25 protein-coding genes, 1 tRNA gene and 1 pseudogene are annotated in these 20,674 nt (G+C 73.4%); 15 read left to right on the top strand and 12 right to left on the bottom strand.

What is annotated here, in order from left to right; all coding sequences use genetic code 11:
• Positions 1–30 precede the first annotated feature (30 nt).
• Positions 31–426 carry a hypothetical protein gene (locus HDA31_RS19930; protein WP_074479179.1) on the bottom strand — a complete coding sequence of 132 codons (396 nt, stop codon included), beginning with the start codon at positions 424–426 and terminating at the stop codon, positions 31–33.
• A 343-nt stretch (positions 427–769) separates the two neighbouring features.
• On the opposite strand from HDA31_RS19930, the gene HDA31_RS19925 reads away from it, so the two are divergent.
• Positions 770–1,177, top strand: coding sequence for a hypothetical protein (locus HDA31_RS19925; RefSeq protein WP_178064015.1), 408 nt, complete (start codon positions 770–772; stop codon positions 1,175–1,177).
• Between the two features lie 83 nt (positions 1,178–1,260).
• On the opposite strand, the gene HDA31_RS19920 is transcribed toward HDA31_RS19925, so the two are convergent.
• The gene (locus HDA31_RS19920; RefSeq protein ID WP_501039828.1) at positions 1,261–3,570 is read right to left on the bottom strand and encodes a HelD family protein; all 2,310 of its coding nucleotides are present in this window, start codon (positions 3,568–3,570) and stop codon (positions 1,261–1,263) included.
• 151 nt (positions 3,571–3,721) lie between these two features.
• Here HDA31_RS19920 and HDA31_RS19915 point away from each other — a divergent pair, with 151 nt between their 5' ends.
• On the top strand, positions 3,722–4,348 hold the full coding sequence (locus HDA31_RS19915; RefSeq protein ID WP_178064016.1) for an SGNH/GDSL hydrolase family protein: 627 nt from the start codon (positions 3,722–3,724) through the stop codon (positions 4,346–4,348).
• 55 nt (positions 4,349–4,403) lie between these two features.
• On the opposite strand, the gene HDA31_RS19910 is transcribed toward HDA31_RS19915, so the two are convergent.
• Both HDA31_RS19910 and HDA31_RS19905 read right to left on the bottom strand, forming a co-directional pair.
• Positions 4,404–6,242 carry a tetratricopeptide repeat protein gene (locus HDA31_RS19910; protein ID WP_178064017.1) on the bottom strand — a complete coding sequence of 613 codons (1,839 nt, stop codon included), beginning with the start codon at positions 6,240–6,242 and terminating at the stop codon, positions 4,404–4,406.
• Positions 6,243–6,313: 71 nt separating this feature from the next.
• Positions 6,314–6,772: a MarR family winged helix-turn-helix transcriptional regulator gene (locus tag HDA31_RS19905; RefSeq protein WP_074479201.1), complete on the bottom strand. Its 459-nt coding sequence runs from the start codon at positions 6,770–6,772 to the stop codon at positions 6,314–6,316.
• 49 nt (positions 6,773–6,821) lie between these two features.
• Between HDA31_RS19905 and HDA31_RS19900 the strand changes: the two genes are divergently transcribed.
• Both HDA31_RS19900 and HDA31_RS19895 read left to right on the top strand, forming a co-directional pair.
• The gene (locus HDA31_RS19900; RefSeq protein ID WP_043962622.1) at positions 6,822–7,343 is read left to right on the top strand and encodes a VOC family protein; all 522 of its coding nucleotides are present in this window, start codon (positions 6,822–6,824) and stop codon (positions 7,341–7,343) included.
• A gap of 61 nt (positions 7,344–7,404) precedes the next feature.
• Positions 7,405–8,340: a hypothetical protein gene (locus tag HDA31_RS19895; RefSeq protein WP_178064018.1), complete on the top strand. Its 936-nt coding sequence runs from the start codon at positions 7,405–7,407 to the stop codon at positions 8,338–8,340.
• Here HDA31_RS19895 and HDA31_RS19890 read toward each other — a convergent pair.
• The gene (locus HDA31_RS19890) at positions 8,306–8,851 is read right to left on the bottom strand and encodes a potassium channel family protein (RefSeq protein WP_178064019.1); all 546 of its coding nucleotides are present in this window, start codon (positions 8,849–8,851) and stop codon (positions 8,306–8,308) included. The genes HDA31_RS19895 and HDA31_RS19890 overlap by 35 nt on opposite strands.
• 134 nt (positions 8,852–8,985) lie before the next feature.
• A complete protein-coding gene (locus HDA31_RS19885; RefSeq protein ID WP_007075522.1) occupies positions 8,986–9,165 on the bottom strand; it encodes a DUF4236 domain-containing protein in 180 nt (59 codons plus the stop codon).
• Positions 9,166–9,489: 324 nt separating this feature from the next.
• On the opposite strand from HDA31_RS19885, the gene HDA31_RS19880 reads away from it, so the two are divergent.
• Complete coding sequence (locus HDA31_RS19880; protein ID WP_178067219.1) at positions 9,490–10,014, top strand: flavin reductase family protein; 525 nt, start codon at positions 9,490–9,492, stop codon at positions 10,012–10,014.
• 121 nt (positions 10,015–10,135) lie between these two features.
• On the opposite strand, the gene HDA31_RS19875 is transcribed toward HDA31_RS19880, so the two are convergent.
• Positions 10,136–10,591 carry an RrF2 family transcriptional regulator gene (locus tag HDA31_RS19875; RefSeq protein ID WP_043962626.1) on the bottom strand — a complete coding sequence of 152 codons (456 nt, stop codon included), beginning with the start codon at positions 10,589–10,591 and terminating at the stop codon, positions 10,136–10,138.
• Positions 10,592–10,612: 21 nt separating this feature from the next.
• Entirely contained in the window at positions 10,613–11,509 is an 897-nt protein-coding gene (locus HDA31_RS19870) for a helix-turn-helix transcriptional regulator (RefSeq protein WP_178064020.1), read from the bottom strand.
• A gap of 202 nt (positions 11,510–11,711) precedes the next feature.
• Here HDA31_RS19870 and HDA31_RS19865 point away from each other — a divergent pair, with 202 nt between their 5' ends.
• Entirely contained in the window at positions 11,712–12,488 is a 777-nt protein-coding gene (locus HDA31_RS19865; protein WP_178064021.1) for a RhlG family 3-oxoacyl-ACP reductase, read from the top strand.
• Between the two features lie 83 nt (positions 12,489–12,571).
• On the opposite strand, the gene HDA31_RS19860 is transcribed toward HDA31_RS19865, so the two are convergent.
• Positions 12,572–13,003 carry an SsgA family sporulation/cell division regulator gene (locus HDA31_RS19860; RefSeq protein WP_007075525.1) on the bottom strand — a complete coding sequence of 144 codons (432 nt, stop codon included), beginning with the start codon at positions 13,001–13,003 and terminating at the stop codon, positions 12,572–12,574.
• A 275-nt stretch (positions 13,004–13,278) separates the two neighbouring features.
• Here HDA31_RS19860 and HDA31_RS19855 point away from each other — a divergent pair, with 275 nt between their 5' ends.
• The 3 genes from HDA31_RS19855 to HDA31_RS19845 all read left to right on the top strand — a co-directional run bounded on the left by HDA31_RS19855 (position 13,279) and on the right by HDA31_RS19845 (position 15,203).
• Positions 13,279–13,854, top strand: coding sequence for a TIGR02611 family protein (locus HDA31_RS19855; RefSeq protein ID WP_178064022.1), 576 nt, complete (start codon positions 13,279–13,281; stop codon positions 13,852–13,854).
• 50 nt (positions 13,855–13,904) lie between these two features.
• Positions 13,905–13,979 (top strand) — tRNA-Val (locus tag HDA31_RS19850).
• Positions 13,980–14,552: 573 nt separating this feature from the next.
• The gene (locus tag HDA31_RS19845) at positions 14,553–15,203 is read left to right on the top strand and encodes a class I SAM-dependent methyltransferase (RefSeq protein WP_178064023.1); all 651 of its coding nucleotides are present in this window, start codon (positions 14,553–14,555) and stop codon (positions 15,201–15,203) included.
• 325 nt (positions 15,204–15,528) lie between these two features.
• Here the strand turns inward: HDA31_RS19845 and HDA31_RS32375 are convergent.
• Positions 15,529–15,669, bottom strand: a pseudogene (locus HDA31_RS32375) (tyrosine-type recombinase/integrase); the annotation flags it as partial.
• Positions 15,670–15,886: 217 nt separating this feature from the next.
• On the opposite strand from HDA31_RS32375, the gene HDA31_RS33450 reads away from it, so the two are divergent.
• Together HDA31_RS33450 and HDA31_RS19835 are read left to right on the top strand one after the other, a co-directional pair.
• Positions 15,887–16,339, top strand: coding sequence for an Rv1352/Rv1906c domain-containing protein (locus tag HDA31_RS33450; protein WP_501039827.1), 453 nt, complete (start codon positions 15,887–15,889; stop codon positions 16,337–16,339).
• Positions 16,340–16,469: 130 nt separating this feature from the next.
• Entirely contained in the window at positions 16,470–16,643 is a 174-nt protein-coding gene (locus tag HDA31_RS19835; protein ID WP_178064024.1) for a hypothetical protein, read from the top strand.
• A gap of 150 nt (positions 16,644–16,793) precedes the next feature.
• On the opposite strand, the gene HDA31_RS19830 is transcribed toward HDA31_RS19835, so the two are convergent.
• On the bottom strand, positions 16,794–17,033 hold the full coding sequence (locus tag HDA31_RS19830) for a winged helix-turn-helix domain-containing protein (RefSeq protein WP_178064025.1): 240 nt from the start codon (positions 17,031–17,033) through the stop codon (positions 16,794–16,796).
• 203 nt (positions 17,034–17,236) lie between these two features.
• On the opposite strand from HDA31_RS19830, the gene HDA31_RS19825 reads away from it, so the two are divergent.
• The 3 genes from HDA31_RS19825 to HDA31_RS19815 are packed head-to-tail and all read left to right on the top strand — an operon-like array spanning position 17,237 to position 18,847.
• Positions 17,237–17,407, top strand: a complete 171-nt coding sequence (locus tag HDA31_RS19825; protein WP_178064026.1) for a hypothetical protein — start codon at positions 17,237–17,239, stop codon at positions 17,405–17,407.
• Positions 17,394–18,596 carry a helix-turn-helix domain-containing protein gene (locus HDA31_RS19820; protein WP_246384515.1) on the top strand — a complete coding sequence of 401 codons (1,203 nt, stop codon included), beginning with the start codon at positions 17,394–17,396 and terminating at the stop codon, positions 18,594–18,596. The genes HDA31_RS19825 and HDA31_RS19820 overlap by 14 nt, the downstream gene beginning before the upstream one ends.
• 2 nt (positions 18,597–18,598) lie before the next feature.
• On the top strand, positions 18,599–18,847 hold the full coding sequence (locus tag HDA31_RS19815; RefSeq protein ID WP_178062713.1) for a hypothetical protein: 249 nt from the start codon (positions 18,599–18,601) through the stop codon (positions 18,845–18,847).
• A 25-nt stretch (positions 18,848–18,872) separates the two neighbouring features.
• On the opposite strand, the gene HDA31_RS19810 is transcribed toward HDA31_RS19815, so the two are convergent.
• Positions 18,873–19,466, bottom strand: coding sequence for a TetR/AcrR family transcriptional regulator (locus HDA31_RS19810; protein WP_178064027.1), 594 nt, complete (start codon positions 19,464–19,466; stop codon positions 18,873–18,875).
• 106 nt (positions 19,467–19,572) lie between these two features.
• Between HDA31_RS19810 and HDA31_RS19805 the strand changes: the two genes are divergently transcribed.
• Positions 19,573–19,950 carry a VOC family protein gene (locus tag HDA31_RS19805; RefSeq protein ID WP_178064028.1) on the top strand — a complete coding sequence of 126 codons (378 nt, stop codon included), beginning with the start codon at positions 19,573–19,575 and terminating at the stop codon, positions 19,948–19,950.
• Positions 19,951–20,674: the final 724 nt, after the last annotated feature.

The following is a 20,674-nucleotide window of genomic DNA, read 5'->3' as shown; positions in this document are numbered from 1 at the left end:
GCCACCGTGCTGCTCGGAGCTGGTCCGGCGTCAGTGCCGGGCCTTGCGCTCCGCGCCGCTGCGGAAGTTGCTGCCGGCCTTGGCCAGGCCCCGGCTGCCGAGGTAGCCGATGGTCAGCAGCGTGATGAAGAACCAGGCCTGCGGCGCGCGGAAGATGTCCACGCCGACCGAGTTCTTGCCGACCAGGTACGACGCGGCGAGCACGCCGATGACGGAGGCGACGTAGACCCAGAACTCCGTGGTCATGAAGGCCTGCTTGGTCTCCGTGCCCGGTGCCATCATCGGCTCCCGGTGCCCGTCGTGCATCATCGGCATCGGCCGGGTGGGCGCCTCCTGCATCGCGCGGTTCGGCATGTCGTTCATCGCCCGGTTCGGGGCTTCCTGCGTGCGGTTCATCGGCCTGGTGGATGCAGCCTGCGTGCTCATCTTGTCCTCCTCAGGATGCGATGAGTCCTTACTGCGCTCCCTCGCCCCGCTACCGCGTTTCGGCCACGGCACGGTTGACGTTCGTGGCGGGGGCACCCCCCGACTACCCGGCTCCCCGGCGAGGTAACACCCTCCTGTCGCCGGATAGCAGCAGCTCGGGGCGGGTGCGGGTGGCCGGGCTGGGCGGCGGGCGGAGCAAGCGGACCGGGCGGTGCGGGCGGACCGGGCGGTGCGGGCGGACCGGGTGGTGCGGTGCGCGGCCGGGGCGCGCGGCGCGGGCACGTTTGGTCGCCCCCGGGCCGGGCACGCAGCACGATTCCGACACTTCTGCGAGGTGATGGACGTGCGTGAGGACGACACGATGCGGGAGTCCGCCCGCAAGGCCGAGGAACGGATCGCCGGCGGCGTCTACGGCGAGGGGGCCCTCGACGAGGTCACCGTGCCGCAGACCGACGTGCAGCGGGTCATTCAGGACGAGGACCCGGACGACCCGGCGCACGTCCGGATCGACCCGGCGGTGCTGCGCGACGGCGGCCCCACCCGGGGCCAGGGCGCGGTCACCACGACCGGCGGCACGGCCGGGCCGGCGAGCGTCCGCCGGGTGGCCCGGCAGCCGGAGCGGCACCCGGGGAAGGTCGCGCCGACCACCACGGGCGACGCGACCACGGGCGGGCTGAGCACCCCGGCGGGCGGCGCGACCAGCGACCAGTCCAGCAGCGCCAGCCAGGTCGGCGACTTCACCGAGGACTGACCGGCCGCCAGGGCGACCAGACCTTGGACGGTTGCCGTCCACAGCAGACGGCAACCGTCCAAGCTTCCGGTAGCCGGGGCGGGTCAGGCGGGTCGCAGGACGCCGAGGCGCTGGGTGGCGCGGGTCAGCGCGACGTAGAGGTCGCTGTGCCCGCGTGGCGACTCCGCGACGATCCCGTCCGGGTCGACCACCAGGACGGTGTCGAACTCCAGCCCCTTGGCCTGGGCCACCGTCAGCAGCACCACCCGGCTCTCCAACTCCGGGTGGTCGCCGACGGCCGCCTCGGGCAGGACCGCCAGCAGCGCCGGGCCCAGCGCGTCGACCCGGCCGGCGGGCACGATCACCCCGAGCCGCCCGTCGGTCAGGTCGGCAGCCTCGGCGACGGCGGCGTCGGCCAGCTCGCCGGCCAGCCGGCCCCCGTCGACCGCGCGTTCCCACGGCGGCACCCCGCTGCGGCGCACCGAGCGGGGCGGGCGCAGGTGCGGGTCGATCTCGGCCAGCACCCCGGCCGCCACCGACATGATCTCGGCGGGGGTGCGGTAGCTGACCGTCAGCTCCTCCAGCCGCCACCGCTGCGCCACGTACGGCTCCAGCGCCTCGCCCCACGACGGGGTGCCGGCGAGCGCGCCGGTCTGCGCCACGTCCCCGACGATCGTCATGGACCGGCTGGGGCAGCGGCGCATCAGCAGCCGCCAGGCCATCGGCGACAGCTCCTGCGCCTCGTCGACGATGACGTGCCCGAACGCCCAGCTCCGGTCGGCGGCGGCCCGCTGGGCGGTGGTCAGCCCGTCGCTGGACTCCTGCCGCTCCAGCAGCCGGTCGGCGTCCAGCAGGTCGGCCACCCCGAGGATCTCGCCGCCCTCCGCCTCGTCCTCCACGTCGATCGACCGGGAGCCCCGGGCGATCTCCAGCACGCCTTCGGCGTACTCGCGTTGCAGGGCGCGCAGGCGGGCCCGGCGGGCCTCGGCGGCCCGGTCGTCCTCGCCGAGCAGCTCGGCGGCCTCGTCCAGCAGCGGCACGTCGGCCGGCGTCCAGCCGCCCGGCTCGCGGCGCAGCGCCGCCCGGTCGGCGTCGGTCCAGCCGGGCGTGGCGGCGGCGATGCGGTCCGGGTCGGCGTACAGGTCGGCGAGCAGGCGCTGCGGGGTGAGCACCGGCCAGAGCTGGTCCAGCGCGGCCCGCACCCCGGGCTCCTCGCGCAGCTCCCGGCGGATCTCCGCGACGTCGGCCTCCTCCAGGAGGTTGGCCCCGCCGAGCGGGTCCGCGCCGATGCGCTCGGCGACCTGGGCGGCGAGGGCGTGCACGACCTCGACGTCGAAGACCGCGCGGGCCAGGTTGTGCGGCCGTCCGGAGCGGCGGGCCCGGTCCCGGGCGGTCCGCACGGTCTCCGGGGCCAGCGGCAGCACCTCCCGCTCGACCTCGATCTCCAGCGGTTCGTCGGGCACCCACTGCCGGTCCCGCACGGCTGCGGCCAGCACCTGCGTCATCTCCGCCCGGCCCTTGAGCGCCGCCGTCCGCGCCGGCTCCGCCCGGCGGGCGCTGACGCCGGGGAACAGGTCCCCGGGGGTACGCAGCAGCACGCCCGTCTCGGCCAGCGCCGGCAGCACCTGGGAGATGTAGCGCAGGAACGTCTCGTTCGGGCCGACCAGCAGCACGCCCCGGGTGGCCAGCTCCCGTCGGTGGGTGTAGAGCAGGTAGGCCGCCCGGTGCAGGGCGACGGCGGTCTTGCCGGTGCCGGGGCCGCCCTGCACGACCAGGGTCCCGGGCAGGTCGGCGCGGATGATCCGGTCCTGCTCGGCCTGGATCGTCTCGACGATGTCGCGCATCCGGCCGGTGCGCCCGGCGTTGAGCGCGGCGAGCAGGGACGCCTCGCCGGTCAGCTCCTCGTGGGCGGTGGGGGAGGCGGTGGCGAGGTCGAGCACCTCGTCGTTGAGGGCGACCACCTTCCGCTGCCGGGTACGCAGGTGCCGGCGTCGCCGCACGCCCTGCGGGTTGGCGGCGGTGGCCAGGTAGAAGGCGCGGGCGGCCGGGGCCCGCCAGTCCATCAGCAGCGGATCGTAGTCGCCGCTGGTGTCGAAGATCCCGATCCGGCCGATGTAGTGGCGGGCGTCGTCGTCGGTGTCCAGCCGGCCGAAGCACAGCCCGTTCTCCACGGCGGAGTACTGCTCGACCTGCTCGGCGTACATCTTCACGGCGCTGTCGCGCTGGGACCGCGCCTGCTGGGTGCCGCCGCCGGCGCGGAGCTGTTCGGCGAGCCGCCGGGCGGACTGTTCCCGCAGGCCGTCCAGCCGGTCGTAGAGCATGGAGACGTATTCCTGCTCGTGGCCGATCTCGTCGGCGTGCCCGTTCTGGTCGTCGTTGCGCAGCTCGTCGGGACCCACGGAGTGCCTTGACAAGCCTTCTCCCCAATAATTAGAATTGCGTCAGGAACGGCATTCTGCACGCCGTTCCTTTTTTGTGCCTGAATTGCCAAAGATACCGCGCGGCGACCCCCCGGCCAAGCGATCGGGGCGGCGCTGCGCCACGGGTCGGGACGGAGTCGCGCGCATGCTGCTGGGTGCCGGTCAACGGGTCGTGTTCATCGGGGACAGCATCACCGACTGCGGCCGGCGCGACCACGCCGCCCCCTACGGCGACGGCTACCTGAGCCTGGTCCGCGCGTTCGTCGACGCCCGCTACCCGGAGCGCGAGCTGACCTGGGTCAACCGGGGCGTCGGCGGCGACACGATACGCGACCTCGCCGCCCGCTGGGACGCCGACGCCATCGCCGAGCGCCCCGACTGGCTCTGCGTGATGGTCGGCATCAACGACATCTGGCGCGCGTTCAGCCCCGGCCAGGAGGCCGAGGCCGTGCCGATCGACGAATACGAGCGCACCCTGCGCGCCCTGCTGCGCCGCGCCGTGACCGCCACCGGTTGCCGGCTGGTGCTGGCCGACCCGTTCCTCATCGAGGCCGACGTCGACGAGCCGCAGCGCGCCGAGACCGATCGCTACGCGGCGGTGGTGGCCGCCGTCGCCAAGGACTTCGAGGCCGTGCACGTCGCCACCCAGGCGGCCTTCGACCGGGTGCTGGCGCACAGCCCGTCGAGCCGCTGGGCCGACGACCGGGTCCACCCGGGACTGCCGGGCCACGCGGTGATCGCGGACGCCTTCCTGGCCGCCTTCGACGCCTGACCCCGCCCGACCCGCTGCCCCGACCCGCTGCCCCGGTCCCGGCCGGGGCGAGCGGTCAGCGGCGGCTGGTGCAGACCTGGCGGCTGCGGCCGACCGTCTCGGCCGACCACACCACCGCCACCGTGAAGCAGTAGTCGTCGGCGCGGTCCAGCCCGTACACGAGGAAGCTCGTGGTGCCCGCCGGCAGCGTCTCGAACGCGTTCGGCTGCCGCCCGGAGGGCGCACCGGCGAGCACGACGGGCCCGCTGGCCCCGGCCGGGTACGTCCAGCGCAGCGCGATGTTCTCCCGGTTGTCCCGCAGACTCACCCCGCCCGGCGGGCTGCCGGGGGAGGCGGCGGCTCGGGGGCTGGCCGACCGGCTGCCGGACGGCTTCGCGCCGGGGGACCGGCCCGAGGGCCCCGCGCCGGACGGGTCGGGCTCCGGCGGGGGGCTCGCCGAGGGCGACGGGCCGGGCGCGGGATCCGTGCCGCCGACCCGGGCCACCCCGGCCACCACCGCCGCCGTGCCCAGCACCACCACGGTCACCCCGGCGAGCACCACGAGCGGGGTGAGCCGGCGCGGCGGGGGCGCGGGCGGGCGGGGGACCAGCACGGGGAGCAGCCGGGCGCGGTCCTGCGCGGGCGGGGGCGGTCCCACGGCGCGTACCCCGGCGGCGGGGGCGTCGACGCCCGTGCCGGCGAGGCCGAGCACCGCGGGCGGCACCGGGCCCTCCGCCGGCCGGGGCTCCTGCGGCCACCGGTCGTCCCGCTCGGCCGGCCACCGGTCGTCCCGTTCGGCGTGGGCCGGCCCCGGATCGGCGTACGCCGGCTCGGGGCGGGCGTGCTGCCGGATCCACGGGTCGTCCTCGGCCCAGGGCCGGCTCTCCCCGCTCGCCCAGCGGTCGTCGTCCGGGGGGAGCCGGGGGGCGGGCACCACGGGCGGGGCGGGCTGCTCCTGCGCGGGCCGCTCCTGCTCCGCCGGCCAATCCTGGTCCGCCGGCCACGCCGACCGGTACGCCGGGACGTCGTCGTCGGCCGGGTGGGGCTCCTCGTAGGACGGCCACGTCGCGCTGGGGCGGGGCTCCTCGCGGGACGGCCACGCCGGCTCGTACGTCGGGGGGCCCTCGGCGGCCGTCGCCTCGCGGGCCGCCGGCACCGTGGGCGCGACGGGCGGCTCGGGCTCGGCGGTCGGCGCCTCCCGCTCGACGACGGGCGCGCGCCCGCAGACGTGGCCGGGGTTGGCCGCCGCCCGGGCCAGCGCCGACACCTGAGCGGCGAGGGGGTCGTCGGCGGCGAGGTGCTGCCGGCACAGCTCCCGGGCCAGGGCCAGGGTGTCGTGGGAGTCGGCGAACTCCCCGCAGTCGCGCTGCATCGAGCCGAGCCGGGCCAGCATCTTGATGCCGCTGGGGTGCCCGTCGCCGTAGACCTCGCGGTGCAGCTCCCAGGCGTCCTGGAGGCGTTCGCGGGCCACCTCGCACTGGCCCCGCGCGTATTCCACAGTGGCCAGGTCGGCGTGCGCGGCCAGCACCCGCAGCGACTCGGGTCCGTCGGACGCGGTCAGCTCGATGATGACGTCGGAGTAGAGCCGGGCGGCGCGGGCGTAGCTGCCGACCCGGTGCAGCACCGCCGCGAGGGTGGCCGCCGCCGCCACGGTGCGCGGGTCGTCGCGGCCGTGCAGCCGGGTCGCCGCCGCGTACGCGAAGGCGGCCCAGCCGCGCGCGGAGTGCGGCTCGCCCAGCGCGACCAGGACGCGGGCCTGGAGGCCGGCGGCCTCGGCCAGCTCGGGCGAGGCGTGGTCGGGGCGGGGGTCGGCGTCGCGCAGCGCATCGGAGAGCAACTGTTGCGCGCCGGCCAGGTCGCCGGCGGACACCAGCTGGTGCGCCTGGCCGGTCAATTCACCGAAGGCGGGGGACACGCCCCATCGTGGCCGCACCGCGACAATAAGTACAACCCCCCGACGATCGCGATTCGGTCATCATCCGGTCATCATCCGGTCAGGTGGTCCAGCATCGTCTCGCTGATGCGGCGCAGTTGGTCGACCTGGGCGGGGCTGAGCGCGTCGAAGAGGTGCCGGCGCACCCCCTCGACGTGGCCGGGCGCGGCGGCGGCCAGCGTGGCGAACCCGGCGTCGGTGAGCACGGCGATCTGCCCGCGCCGGTCGGTGGGGCAGTCCTCGCGCCGGATCCAGCCGGACGCCTCCAGCCGCGCGGCGGCGTGCGAGAGCCGGCTGCGGGAGGAGCCGGTGGCGTCGGCCAGCTCGCTCATCCGCAGCCGCCGGTCGGGGGCCTCGGAGAGCCGGACCAGGATCTCGTAGTAGGCGTGCGGCATGCCGGCGTCGCGTTGCAGCTCGCGGTCGAGCTTCTCCATCAGCGCCCGCGAGGCGGCCAGGTACGCCCGCCAGGTGCGTTGCTCGTCGGGGTTCAGCCAGCGGGTCATGACCACCATCATAGTGGTCATTGTTGAACGCTCAACTAAACCGCGCTACGGTGGGGTCATGGGAATCCACCGCCTCAACCACGCCGTCCTCTACGTCAGCGACCTGGAGCGCAGCGTCGCCTTCTACCGCGACGTCCTCGGCTTCCGGGCCATCCCGATGACCCCGGACGGGTTCCGGGGCGCGGCCTTCCTCCAGGCCCCCGGCTCCACCAACGACCACGACCTCGGCCTGTTCGAGATCGGCCGGGCCGCCGGGCGCTCCACCGCCGGCCGGGCCACCGTCGGCCTCTACCACCTGGCCTGGGAGGTCGACACCCTCGACGAGCTGGCCGTCACCGCCCAGCGGCTCGCCGCCGCCGGCGCCCTGGCCGGCAGCTCCGACCACGGCACCACCAAGAGCCTCTACGGCAAGGACCCCGACGGGCTGGAGTTCGAGATCGTCTGGCTGGTGCCGGCCGACCTCCTCGACGACGCCGCGCTCACCGCCCGCAAGCGGATCGGCCGCCTCGACCTCGACCGCGAGCGGCAGCGCTACGGCGGGCAGACCCGGGGCGGCGTCGGGATCTCCGTCCCGGCCTGACCGGCGCGCAGACCCGGGGATCGCCGCGCACCGGTGGCGGACGGTGCGGTAGAACGGCAGGATGCCGACCGACGCCGTCCTCCGCGAGCTGCTCGTCCGACAGCTCGACGCCTGGTTGCCCGCAGCGCTGCACCGCTCGCGGCGGGCCACCCTCGCCCTGGCGTACGCCGGGACCGACGCCGGTGGCGCGGACGCCGCGCTGCGGGTGGTGGGGGAGCACGCCGACCGGCTGCGCGGGTTCCGGCTGACCGTCCTGGTGCTCGCCGCGGGCGACGAGACCCTCCCGGCCCGCCTCGGCGCGGTCGAGGCGACGCTGCCCGCCGAGGTGGCCGTGCACGTGGTGCCCGGCGACCCGGCGCGGCTGCCCGTGGCCCTGAAGGCGGCCGGCGCGGCCGGCGCGCCGCTGCTGACCCTGGCCCACGGCGCGGCACCGACGCCCGCGCTGCTGGCCGCCGCCCGCTCCGGCCGCCCGGCCGACCTGCTGCTGGCGACCGCGCCCGGCGCGCCCCTGCGCCCGGCGCTGGACGCCGCCGGCTTCCCACTGGTGGCCGAGGTCGACCTGTTGGCCGACCCGGTGCCCGTGGGTCGGGGCGAGGCGGGCTCCCGCGACGACGCGGGGCTGCGGCTGGCGTTCGCGACCGGGTCGGACCGCGGCCTCCAGGCGTTCAAGGACGCCCTGTGGGCCGTCGATGGGCCCGCCGGTGTCCGCTACCGCGACCCGGCCGACCCGCAGGGGCGGGCCGTCGACGTCGCGCCGGAGGCGGACCCGGACCCGCTGGCCCACGAGCTCCTCGCCGAGCTGGCCCGCCGTGGTCCCCGCACGGTGACCGAGCTGCGCCGGTTCGCCCTCACCTCGACCCTCTACCGGGCGGCGGACGCCACCCGGGCGCTGGCCGGCCTGCTCGACGCGGGCGCGGTGGCCCGCGCCCCGGAGCACGGCAGGCTCGGCGGGGACGTGCTGATCAGCGCCGCCGGGCCTGGCGGGCCAACTGCCTGACCACGATGGACACCCCCGTGGTGACCACGCCGATGGTGAAGACCATCTGCACGCAGACCGCGACCCGGGCGAACTGGCCCTGCGCGTGCACGTCGCCGTAGCCGACGGTGGTGAGGGTGGCCAGCGTGAAGTAGAGCGCGTCGATCCGGGTGGTCAGGTTGACGAACTCGCCCGGGGCGCTGCGGGCGATCACGTAGTCGGCGAGGGCGAACGCGAGCAGGCCCCCGATCAGGGCGACCGCGAGTTGCAGCAGCGAGCGGACCTGCACCTGCTCGGGGTCGTCGGCCACCGCGAGCTGCCGGCGCACCAGGCGGGTGACCAGCCACGCGTCGGCGGCCACCAGCGCGACCGTGGCGACGCTGCGCGCGGCCAGCCGCAGCCCGTTCGGGTCCTGCTCGACCGGCACCAGGAAGTAGGCCACCAGCAGCAGCAGGGCCGCCAGCGTCGCCACCCGGCGCTGACGCCTCGGCGACCCTTCCCCCGTGCGCCCCGGCGCCCCGTCCCCCGTCATGCGGCGATTCTCCGCCGCCCTCCCGGGTCCCGGCGGCGATTCGGCCAACCCGGCCCGCGGGCCGCGCGGGCCCGCCGGTGGAACGCAAGACGGGGCGCCGGTGGGCCACCGGCGCCCCGTTCCACCCCGGGACGTCACGCCCGGGACTTGTCCTGCTTCCACGACAGCGGGCCGGGCAGGTCGACGCGGTGCGCCTTGGCGCGGGAGTTCCACGACCAACGACCGATCTTGATGCTCCAGGAGGAGAACCCGTTCTCGGTGAAGTTCAGGATGATCGGGCCGTACTTCTTGCGCTTGCGGAACATCAGACCCATCGCGGGCTCCCTTCGTGACCATTCCCTGCCGTGTCGGACTGGAACATGCCCGCAACGCCGATCCGGGAAACCCACGTCCGTCCGCACTGGACACGGCCGGGGCGTCTCGGCTGGTAATGCATAGTCAACAGATAGGTTTTCGGATCTTGTTTAGGCTGCGTGAAACGGATTCATGAGCCGCGTGCTGCGGAATTCTCATTTGATGGAAGGGGCGTTGACCGGCCGTCGGCGGCGGCGGCACCATGGGGTCATGGCGCACCGGGACGAGCTCCTCCGCGAGCGGACAGACCGGCGGCCCCCCGCGCGGCGGCCGGCGTGACCACCATGGACGGGCCCGGGGCCACCGAGCTGCGCCCCATCGACACCGACCTGCTCGACGCCCTGCTGCACCCGCAGGCGGCCACGGTCGCCGTCGTCACCACGCCCGGCGGCCCCGCCCGCCGGGGCCGACCGGCGCTGCCCCCGGCCGGGTTCACGGCGGCCTCGTTCACCGCCGTGTCGCTGGAGCCGCCGGTGGTCTCGTTCTGCCTCGCCTCGGCGACGGTGAGCTGGCCCGCCGTCGCGCGCGCCGAGCACGTGGCCGTGCACCTGTTCGCCGCCGGTCAGCAGGGCGCGGCCCGCGCCCTCGCCGCCGGCCGCCCCGACCGGTTCGCCGCGGGCCCTGGCTGGTCACCCGGCCCGTTCGGGGTGCCGCTGGTCGACGGCGCGCTCGCGGTGCTGCTCTGCCGCGTGACGCACCGGGTGCCGGCGGGCGACCACGCCGTCGTCATCGCCGCGCCGCTGGCCCTCGGCGGCGGGCGGCACGGCGCTCCGCCGCTGCGCGACCGGGGCGCGTTCAGCGCGGCCTGACCCCGCCGGGGCGCGGGTCCGGGGTCGCGGCGCGTCAGCGGCGGGGCGCGTCGTGGTGCGCCAGCGCCGCATCGGCGGTGCGCCAGCCCGGTGCGCCTTCAGTGCAGTCCGGCCCCCGGGGTCAGCGGGGCTCCCACGCGTCGGGGCGGGCGATCAGCCGCCGCACGTGCCCCGGCAGCCGCCCGCTGGCCATCTCCGCCAGGCTCACCTCGTCGACCACCTGCCGCACCGCCGCCCGCACGGCCACCCAGAGCCGGGGCAGGTTCTCCGCCGCCCCGTCATAGCTGGTCTCCTCGGGGCGCATGCCCCGCACCCCGGCGAGCGGGCCGTCGACCGCGCGCAGGATCGCCCCTATCGTGATCTCCTTCGGTGGCCGGGCCAGCGTGTAGCCGCCCTCGGCGCCCCGCTGGGCCCGGACCAGCCCGGCCCGGCGCAGGTCCGCCAGGACCGCCTCCAGGAACTTGCGGGGCATGTCCTGCTCCGCCGCGATGGCCTGGGTCGACAGCAGGGAAGGGTACGCGGTGGCCAGGCTCAGGGCCGCCCGTACCGCGTAGTCGCCGCGCGCGGAGATCTGCACCCACTCATCATGCCCGCCCTGTCACCCCCGCCGGGCCGGTGGGCGGCCGTTACCGGGCGGACCGCCCCGCGCCGCCCGGAACGCGCCCGGGCTCAGGCCCACCTCGCGGGTGAAGAAGCGGCCGAAGTTGGTCGGCTCCGGGAAGCCGAGCCGGCGACCGATCCGGGCGATCGGTTCGTCGGTCGCGGCGAGCAGCCGGCTGGCCTCCAGCGCCACCCGGTCGTCGATCACCTGCTTCGCGCTGCGCCCGGTCGCCGCCAGGCAGGCCCGGGTGAGGGTACGCACCGAGCAGCCGATCCGGGCCGCGTAGTCCTCCACCCGCCGGGTGTGCGGATAGCCGCGCTCGACCTCGTGGCGGAGCCGGCGGAACGTGGCATTCTCGGTGCGCTGCCCGCCCCCGGGGGCGTCCCCACCCGGCGGGGCCGGCGGCAGCAGCGCGAGCCGCAGCAGCAGCACGGCGAGCTGGTGGCGCAGCAGCGCGCGGGCGGCGGGCACGTCCGGCTGTCGCCGGCAGTCCGTCACCAACTGGGCCACCTCGGCGCGCACCACGTCGGCGTCGTCGCCGACGAGCTGCCGGAATGCGGGCACGTCGTCGGCGGCGTCGACGTCGAGGCCCCGCAGGGCGCGGGCCGTCCAGCGCACCACCACGGCGTCGAGCCGCGCGCCCTCGCACCGCAGCGCCTGGCCGGGGCGGAGGCGCAGCAGCGTGCCGGTGCGGCAGGGCAGCGGCCGGAAGTCCAGCTCGGCGGTGCCGTGGCCGCCGGTGACGAGGGCGACCAGGTCCGCGTCGAGCAGGACCGGGCGTCGCCAGTCGGCGTCCCCGGCGAGGTCGCCGAGGGCGAGCGTCGTGATGTCGTCGGGTCGGGGTGAGGCGGCGTCGGCGCGGGACGCCGGGGAAGGCTGACCGGAGGGGATCATCGCCTGCGACGGTATCCCGCGCGCGGGACGGTCGCATCCCGACGGGACTGTCAGGGTCGCCACCTGGCCCTGCGGCGCGCCCCGGCGTGGCGTCCGGCGGGACGGTGGCTTGTCGGGGTGCGGCCGGCGGGCTACGTTACCGATCGGTAGTGCCCGGGTCCGGCGGGTGCCCGGCGGCCCGCCGAACAGCGAGGGGATGGGCATGACAGATCTGTTCTCGGTCGAAGGCAAGACGGTCCTGGTCACCGGCGGATCGCGGGGGATCGGGCTGATGATCGCCCGGGGCTTCGTGCGGGCCGGCGCGCACGTGGTCATCTCGTCCCGCAAGGCCGACGTGTGCGAGGCCGTCGCCAAGGAGCTCTCGGCCGAGGGCCGCTGCGAGGCGATCCCCGCCGACCTCAGCCGCGACGAGGGCGCGCTCGGGCTGGCCGCCGCCGTCCGCGAGCGGACGGACCGGCTCGACGTGCTGGTCAACAACGCCGGGGCGACCTGGGGCGCGCCGCTGGAGACGTACCCGGAGAGCGCCTTCGACAAGCTGTGGGCCGTCAACGTCAAGGCCGTCTTCCGGCTCACCACCGCCCTGCTGCCCGAGCTGCGGGCGGCGGCGAGCGCCGACGACCCCGCCCGCGTGATCAACATCGGCTCGATCGACGGGATCCGGGTGCCGTGGCTGGAGGTCTACGCGTACTCGGCGACGAAGGCGGCCGTGCACATGCTCACCCGCAGCCTCGCCCACCAGCTCGCCGGCGAGCAGATCACCGTCAACGCGATCGCGCCCGGCCCGTTCGAGAGCAAGATGATGGCGTTCGCCCTGGACGACCCGCAGGCGCGGTCGGCCATCGAGAAGCAGGTGCCGCTGGGCCGCATCGGTCGCCCCGACGACATGGCGGGCGCGGCCATCTACCTGGCGTCGCGGGCCGGTGCCTACCTGACCGGCGCGGTCATCCCCGTCGACGGCGGGGTCACGACGCACGGCTGAACGCGCAGCGCGTACCCCATGGTCGGTGACAGCCCGGGGCCGCGCGGACTCGGCAGATCCGCGCGGCCCCGGGTGCGGCGTGGTCAGCGACCGGCGAGCAGCCGGGTCACCGCCGTGTCGACGTCCAGGTGGTCGGCCTCCCGGCCGCGCGGGACGACGACGTAGGTGCGCCGCAGGAAGCGCACCAGGACGCTGCGCGGCACCTCGAACAGGGCGTTGCCGTCCGGGGACGACAGCGCCAGCGCGACGAAGTCCCCGCGCGGGGTGGCCCACGGCCAGACCCGCACGTCGCCGATGCCGGCCGGCTCGTCGAGGCCGGTGACCAGCAGCTCGCGGGCGAACGACCAGCTCACCGCCTCGCCGCCGGCCGATTCGGCATGGAACAGGACATGGACCGCATACGGGTCAGCAGGGTCGTAACGCAGGCTGGCACGCACCGGCAAGGCGGTGGCGTCAGGCGCGACGAGCCTTAGCGACGTCTCGACCTCTACGGTCGTCGGTCGGATGACACTCATGGACGTTCTCCCCCCGGCACCGCTGCGGAACGCGCGTGTCCCGCTTTCCCCATACTCAGGTGCTACCTCTGGCTACGCTCCGCCATACGCTGACTTCACCCTGTGGTGGGAAGAGGGTCGGAAACGCCGTTAGAATGTGAAAATTCTTGTACGATATCCGGTTTTGCCCAATGCTTGATCCCGCCCGGCGTCGGGGTTGGTTCAGACGTCGACTTACTCCGGTAACGTCCAGTGGTCCGATGGAGTGACGGGCCGCGACGACACTGGGGGACGAAATGACCACGAACCGATCCTCAGTGGATGTCGCGGCCCGGTCCGGAAACCCGAACGGCGGGGTCCGGGCAGCCGAAAGGCGGGGGTACGCAGTGCCGAAGCAGCAACGTGGCCGGCGCGGCCCGGGAACACCCGGCGACGCGCCGACCGGGGGTGGGACAGCCGTCGCCGAACGGCGCGGTGGCCGCCTGCGGCAGCGCGTCGCCACCACCCTCGACCTGATCCGCGCCAACCCCACCGGCCGCGTCGCCCTCAAGATATTCATCGCCGTCGCCGGTGCGATCGTCGTCACCGTCGGCATCGCGCTCATCCCGCTGCCCGGCCCCGGCTGGCTGCTCGTCATCGCCGGGCTGGGCGTCTGGGCCGTCGAGTTCCACTGGGCCCGCCGGCTGCTCGCCTTCACCCGCCGGCACGTGCACGCCTGGACCCGGTGGGCCACCAGCCGGTCACTGCCCGTGCGCCTCGTCCTCGGGTCGGTGGGCCTCGTCTTCGTCGCCACGGTCGTCTGGCTGTCGCTCAAGTACAGCCTCGGCATCGACCTGGTGGCAGGGGTGCTGCACTACCTCGCGACGCACTGACCCCGGATTCGCGGTCCGGTCCCTCGATCAGGTAGAGTCATCGTCGCTGAGGGCGATTAGCTCAGCGGGAGAGCGCTTCGTTCACACCGAAGAGGTCACTGGTTCGATCCCAGTATCGCCCACCAGGCCAAGGGGCATGTCCGAATGTGGGCATGCCCCCTTGCTGTTCCTGGCTGACTGGCCTGAGTGGCTACCGTCTCTGAGCGATCGGGGTTTCAGCCCGTTCTGGTAGCGCTCCGCGGTCGCCGACCCCCAGCCGAGCACATCAGAGGCTGGATTCTGCCGTACAGCGCACAAGACCATCGCCAACGCTGTGTACGGCGGCAGCACCGGCGGCTGGCCTGTCGCCTCGTCCTGATCCGCACAAGTCCGAGTGATCAATCAGCCGGCCGCCGTTCTCGGCCCTCGACGATCCCGTTGGCTACAACGAGACCTTAGCCGCGTATCGTCACATCAGCACATGCGATAGTCGGCTTTTGGGATTCCTCCCGGCACGGCGTTGATAGCCGGACACGGCGCTCCACAGTGGCGTTGCGGCCCTGCCGCTCGACATTTCTACCGCGACTGCCCGCCCTGAGGCAATCGCCCGTAGGTGGATCTAGGAAACTCCCTAGAGAGCCCGGAAGCACTCTCAAAATTTGCTTTCCACCCGCTTGAATGACGGTGACCTAGAATCGCCACTCGCCTGCGGAGCCGCCATGCTCGACGACGCCTTTGGCCAAGTGACCCGGATCCTCGCGGACCCACCCTCGGTCCACCCCACCACCGCCGGGAATCCCGGCGACCCACCGGACGGCGTCTGGCGCACCGAGCAGGCGTGCTACGAGTTCATGGCCCAGCACTGCCCGCCAGGAACCCGAACCCTGGAAACGGGTCTGGGTGTATCTACGGCACTCTTCGCCTTATGGCAGTGCGACCACACCTGCATCACGCCATCCCCGCAGGAGAAGGAACACCTATCCGCCTACCTGGAATCCCGCGGCATAGACGCTTCCAGCCTCCGGATAGAGCTGGGCCTCTCCCAGTTCGTCCTGCCGACCCTGAACCGAACTCCGCTGGACCTGGTCTTCATAGACGGCTGCCACGGCTTTCCCGTTCCGATAATCGACTGGTTCTACACCTCTCAACGCCTCCGAGCCGGCGGGATAGTAGTGCTGGACAACCTCAACGCCCCATCGGTGCGCCTGGGCCTTCTCGACTTCCTCCAAGCCGACCCACGCTGGAACCTCCTCTCTCACGGTTCCTGGTGGGCGGCCTGGCAACGCCAAACCTCGCATCCCCTGCACGAAGATTGGATCACTCAACCCTTTCTGGGCCCCCTGACCGCCACCTGGGAAGTGACCATCTGAGATCACCGCCCGGCATGCCGAGGCCGCCAGCACCAAAACGGCGGTTCTGTCAAACAAGCGGCCCCTGTCTCACACTCGGTGGTGACGGAGCGTCTACCGGCCCGACCAAGTACCGTGCCAGCCCCGTCGACCCTACCGCGAACACCTACGCCAACGCCGGGCCGAGGACCCCGGCGTTGGCATCAAGCACCTTGTCGAGGAGATCAAGGCCCTCGGTTTTACCGGCTGCCTCGACCTCCTGCACAAGACTCGTTCTACGGTCCCGGCAGCGGTAGGCGCCCAACGACGCCAGCACTCGGCGGCCACGTCCGCTGGTCGAGTGGGTGTATCGGTTGATGGTGGCGGATATCTTTTCGTGGCCCATCACCTTGGCGACGTCGTTGATCGGGACGCTGTCGGAGGCGAGCCACATCGCGTAGGAGCGGCGCAGGTCGTGGAATCGCAGCCCGATCGAAAGGACACCCAACCGCGCCGAATATCACGTCTAGTCGGCTACCTGACGCTCTCACCGGATCGGGCCGCTTGGCCGCTACGGTGCCCGGCATGCCCACGCCTCCCCGGCCGTCAACGGCAAGCCGAACGCGCGCAAGCGTCAGGCCCTGATCACCTGCGGAGCCACCGTCGCAGTCCTCGCGATCGCTGTTGGCTCCTACGAGGCCGGTCGCGCCAGTTCCGATCCTGAGGTGTCTACCTCTACTACCCCCAGTCCGAGGTACAGCCGTGTGGGAATCGGTTACCTCTGCGAGAACACGAATGCATCAGCCGTCGGCGACGACGGCCGCACCTACAACTGCGTCTACGCTCAAGGGCGGGCCACCTGGCAGGTGCCCACCCCGAGCCCATCCCCATCGATTGCCTCACCCTCGGCTACGACGAAGCCGGCACCGCCTCCACCGCCCCCTCCGCCGACCATCGACGATGGTACCTGGACGGTTGGCCTCGACTTCCCAGCTGGCACGTACCGGGTGACCGCCCAAGTGCCCTCCGACTGCTACTGGGCAATCACGAAGAGCGGCAGCAACGGGGAGAAAATCATTGCCAACGACATCCCGGGAGGGGGCCGCCCGACTGTGGTGCTGAGGAAGGGGCAGGACTTCGAGACGAACGATTGCGGCACCTGGGAGAAGAGGAAGTAGCTCCGGATGCGACGAAGCCGCCTCGCCCGGACTAGGTGGGCGGGCGCGGGCTTTGTCAAACGTAGCGCGATTTCTCTCCCCTCCTGGAGGCAACCTGGCGGCAACTCTCCGGCTTCGAGCATGGTCTCGGATGGCGCTGCTGAGTGGCAGCGATCGGCGGGTAGAGGCTGAGATCCCTGGCGATGTCTATGCCCGCTTCGCTAGGAGTGATGAGCAGTTCGTCAATGCCGCGAAGGTGACCCACTTTCTCCCCATCTCGGCCTTGCAGGTCTTCAAGCGTCGCCACCTGGAGCCGGTTCGCTAGTCGCAAGTAACTGGACACGATGACGCGCCCCGCCGGCCGAGTGGCCAGCGTAGGTGGGGAATGGGTGACGTCGGTCCGGTCGAGGGCAAGGGTGGGCAGAATCGGGCAGGAGAAGCGGGTGCCTCCCGGCGTCCCGGGTGCCAGTGAGCCCTATTCGGCCACGAAAACGCCCACGCCCGGCAGTGTCTCGGTCATCCCCTTGATCCGTAGCACCTGCATGGCGCGGTCGATGACGGGCTCCGTCACGCCGTAGTGCTCGATCAACTCGCGGCGGCTGGGCAGCTTGGAGCCTGGCGGAAACTCGCCGGTCGCGATGCGTTCGGCGAGGTTGTCGGCAATCTGCTCGTAGCGGTAACGCGGTGGCACGGTGTTCCCCTCGGTTGGCAACACGAGTAGACCACCTACGCCAGCCCTTGACTACCCAACGGTACCTATGGGAGGTTGCGGAGGAGGGCGTTCCCCCCGGTTGGCGCTGTGGGCGTCCTCGCTGGTGTGGATGTCCGGCGCAGCCCCGCGACCGGGCATCCACGCCTCCGGCCACCTGTACCAACGGTTTCTCGGCTGGTCCCGATGAGCATTCCAAGGAGGAGCAGGTGCACGGTGAGGAGCGGGATCCGGCGCAGAGCCGGGGTGAGCAGATCCAGGCGGCCGAGCACGAGGCCGCCAAGCAACGACTCCTCGCGCAGGCGGAGGCCGAGCGGATACCGGCCGAGGAGACGACCAAGGCGGTGCCCGACCGGCGGTGGCGTCGTGGACAGCCTTGAGCCGCTGCCGGTCGGCCGGCGGGTCGCGTACTGGCGGGGGCGGCGGAGGTTGTCGCAGCAGGTGTTCGCCGATCGGTTGGGCAAGTCGAAGAGCTGGGTGGACAAGGTCGAGCGGGGTGTGCGGTCCCTCGACCGGGTGTCGACCCTGCACGAGGTCGCCGCCGTGCTGCGGATCGAGGCGGCGGTGCTGCTGGGCCGGGATGCCCGGCCTGCCGACGTGACCGGGCGGATCGCGGGCGTGGAGGGGATCCGGGAGGCGCTGTCGACGTACGACATGGCGGTGGGACGCCCGGTGGTCGGCTGCCCGGGGGTGCCGGCGGACCGGGTGGCGCGGGATGTCGGGCATGCCTGGATCACCTTTCAGCATGGCCGGTATCCGCGGGTGGCCGAGCTGCTGCCGGAGCTGCTGGCCGGGGCGCAACGCGCGCACGCCGACGATCCGGGGCGGGGTCGGGCGACGGTGGTGGAGACGTACCGGCTGACCACGTCGCTGCTGGTGAAGCTGGGCGAGGCCGAGCTTGCCTGGCTGGTCGCCGACCGGGCGATGCTCACGGCGGCCGGCGATCCGGTGTTGGTGGCTGGCGCGACGGTGCAGCTCGGCCAGGTGTTGCGCGCCTCGGGTCGGGTGCGGGCGGCGTTGTCGACGGCGCTGGCCGCCGCGTACCGGATCGCCCCGCCCGGCCCCGACGACGCGGCACCGGCGGAGTTGTCGCTGTGCGGGGCGCTGCTGGTGCAGGGGGCCCTGGCCGCCGCCCGCCACGGCGACGACCGCACGGTCGCCGACCTGCTCGACGAGGCCGCCGGCATGGCCGCCCGGGTCGGCGACGGCCACGACCACCATCGGACCGCGTTCGGGCCGACCGCCGTGGACCTGGCCCGGGTGGCCGCCGCCCTCGACCTCGGCCACGCCCACGACGCCGTCACCTGGCACGAGAAGACCCTCGCGCGGGACGGGTGGCGGTGGCTGCCCGCCGAGCACCGGGCGGCGCACCTGCTCGACGCCGCCCGCGCCTACCTGCACGCCGGCGACCCGGCCCGCGCCGCCCGCACGCTGGTCGAGGCCGACCGCGTCGCGCCGGCGGAGGTGCGCCACCGCCCCGCCGCCCGCGACATCGTGGCCCAGGTCGCCCGCGACCCGCACGCCCCCGCCACGGTCGTCCGGCTCGCCGCCGCGCTCGGGGTGACCTGAGGATGACCGCGCCGTTCCTGTCCCTGGCGCAGATCCGCAACCGGCTCATCCTCACCGCCCGCTGGGTCCTGCGCGAGCACCGACCCGCCTCCGACGGCCGCTGCCCGACCTGCCGTACGGCGGACTGCCCGCCGGCCGCCGCCGCCCGCCACGTGCTCCGCGCCGCCACGCGGGTGCACCTGTGGCACCCGACAGCCCAGCCCCCGGAACCCGACGGGGATGCCCCGCGCCGGGCCGGCGACGGTGGATGACCGGCGATCTTGCAGTTGTGCCCTTTCAGGTCGAGTGGGGCCGGACGCTGAGGTGGCCGAGGGCGTCCTCGACGACGCGCCGGACGAATGCGGCGTCGAGTGGTTCGCGGGAGAACCAGCGGCGGTAGAACAGCGGGCCGGCGATGGCGGCGGTGACGTCGGCCGGTTCCCTGTCTGCGGCGAGTTCGCCCCGGGCTCGCGCGCGTTCGGTCACCGCACCGAATGGAGCCATCAAGCGGGCGTGCAGATCCGCATGAAGCCCGGCCAGCTCCGGCTCGCGCTCGGCGGCATCCACGATGGAGGGCAGGACCGCCGCCCAGCGGGCGCTGCGTAGCTGCTCGGCCAGCTCCTCGGTCAGCGCGGCGAGATCGGCGCCGAAGCTGCCGGTGTCGGGAACCGGAGGCGCCGACCCGATGGTCGAGCAGGCCTCGACCAGCAGCGCGGCCCGCGATGGCCAGTGGCGATAGATCGTGGTCTTGGCCACCCCCGAGCGGCGCGACACCTCGTCGATGCTGACACCGCCGATGCCACCGGACGTCAGCAACTCGTACGTCTTGGCCAGCACCGCCGCCTTGGACCGCTGGACTCGGACATCGGCGGCGTCCCCGGATCGGTCCACGTGGTGATCTCCCTATCTCTGCACCCGAGAAACGCTACGCTACGGTAGCGTACTGTTTCTCGGGGCCGGACGGTCCGGCCCGCTGAAAAGCAGCCAGGAGAACGCCATGAAGCTCGCCTCGGTCCGCCTCATCACCGACGACCTGCCCACCCTGACCGCTTTCTACTCCGCACTCACCAACACCGCGCCGGTGACCCCCTTCGGACCCGACGACTACGCCGAACTGCACACCGACGGCAGCATCATCGCGCTGGCCGCCAGCGCGGCGGTCAAGCGTCACAACAACTTCGCGGCCGAAGCCGCCGCCAACCGATCCGCGATCCTGGAATTCGAGGTCGACGACGTAGACGCCGAACGCGTTCGCCTGAGCGAGCAGGTCACCGACTGGGTCCAGGAACCCACCACCCAACCGTGGGGCTACCGATCGATGCTGCTGCGCGACCCCGACGGCAACCTCATCAACCTCTACTCCACCGGACACTGAACGGCACCGGGCGGAGGAAAACCAGCGGCACCACCATCCTCATCGCCGGCGCCACCTCCGGCATCGGACTCGGCCTCGCCGTACGGCTGCGGTAACGGGGTAACACCGTCATCATCGGCGGCCGCCGTGTCGACCGACATCCCAACTCAACGGACTCGCCGCTATGGCCGGCGCCATGCAACCCGGCGTCCGGTCCCTGGACAGGGTGTCGACCCTGCACGAGGTCGCCGCCGTGCTGCGGATCGAGGCGGCGGTGCTGCCGGGTCGCGACGCCTGGCCCGCGGAGGTGGCGGAGCGGATCGAGGGCGTGGAGGGGATCCGGGAGGCGCTGTCGACGTACGCGACCCGCACGCCCCGGCCACGGCAGTCCGGCTCGCCACCGCCCTCGGGGTGGCCTGGGCGTGACCGCGCCGTTTCCGTCCCTGGCGCAGATCCGCAACCGGCTCATCCTCACCGCCCGCTGGGTCCTGCGCGACCACCGACCCGCCCCCGGCGTCGCTGCCCGACCTGCCGCACGCCGGACTGCCCGCCGCCCGCGCCGCCCTCCATGCCGCCACCCAGGTCCACCTGTGGCACGCCGCAGCCCACCCGTTACCTTTTTGATCGTCCCCAGTCGGGGACCCTCGGTCGCCCGGCCCGGTATGACTTCCTGCCCCTGTCGTTTCGATGATCCGGGGGGTGTTGTCGCCGGGTCGGGTGGCGTCGGCGGACCGCTGATAGGGAC

The sequence above is a fragment of the Micromonospora carbonacea genome (genome assembly GCF_014205165.1).
Classification (GTDB): domain Bacteria; phylum Actinomycetota; class Actinomycetes; order Mycobacteriales; family Micromonosporaceae; genus Micromonospora; species Micromonospora carbonacea.
The sequence above is the reverse complement of the archived record's forward strand: the minus strand, read 5'-3'. Positions and strand labels throughout refer to the sequence as shown.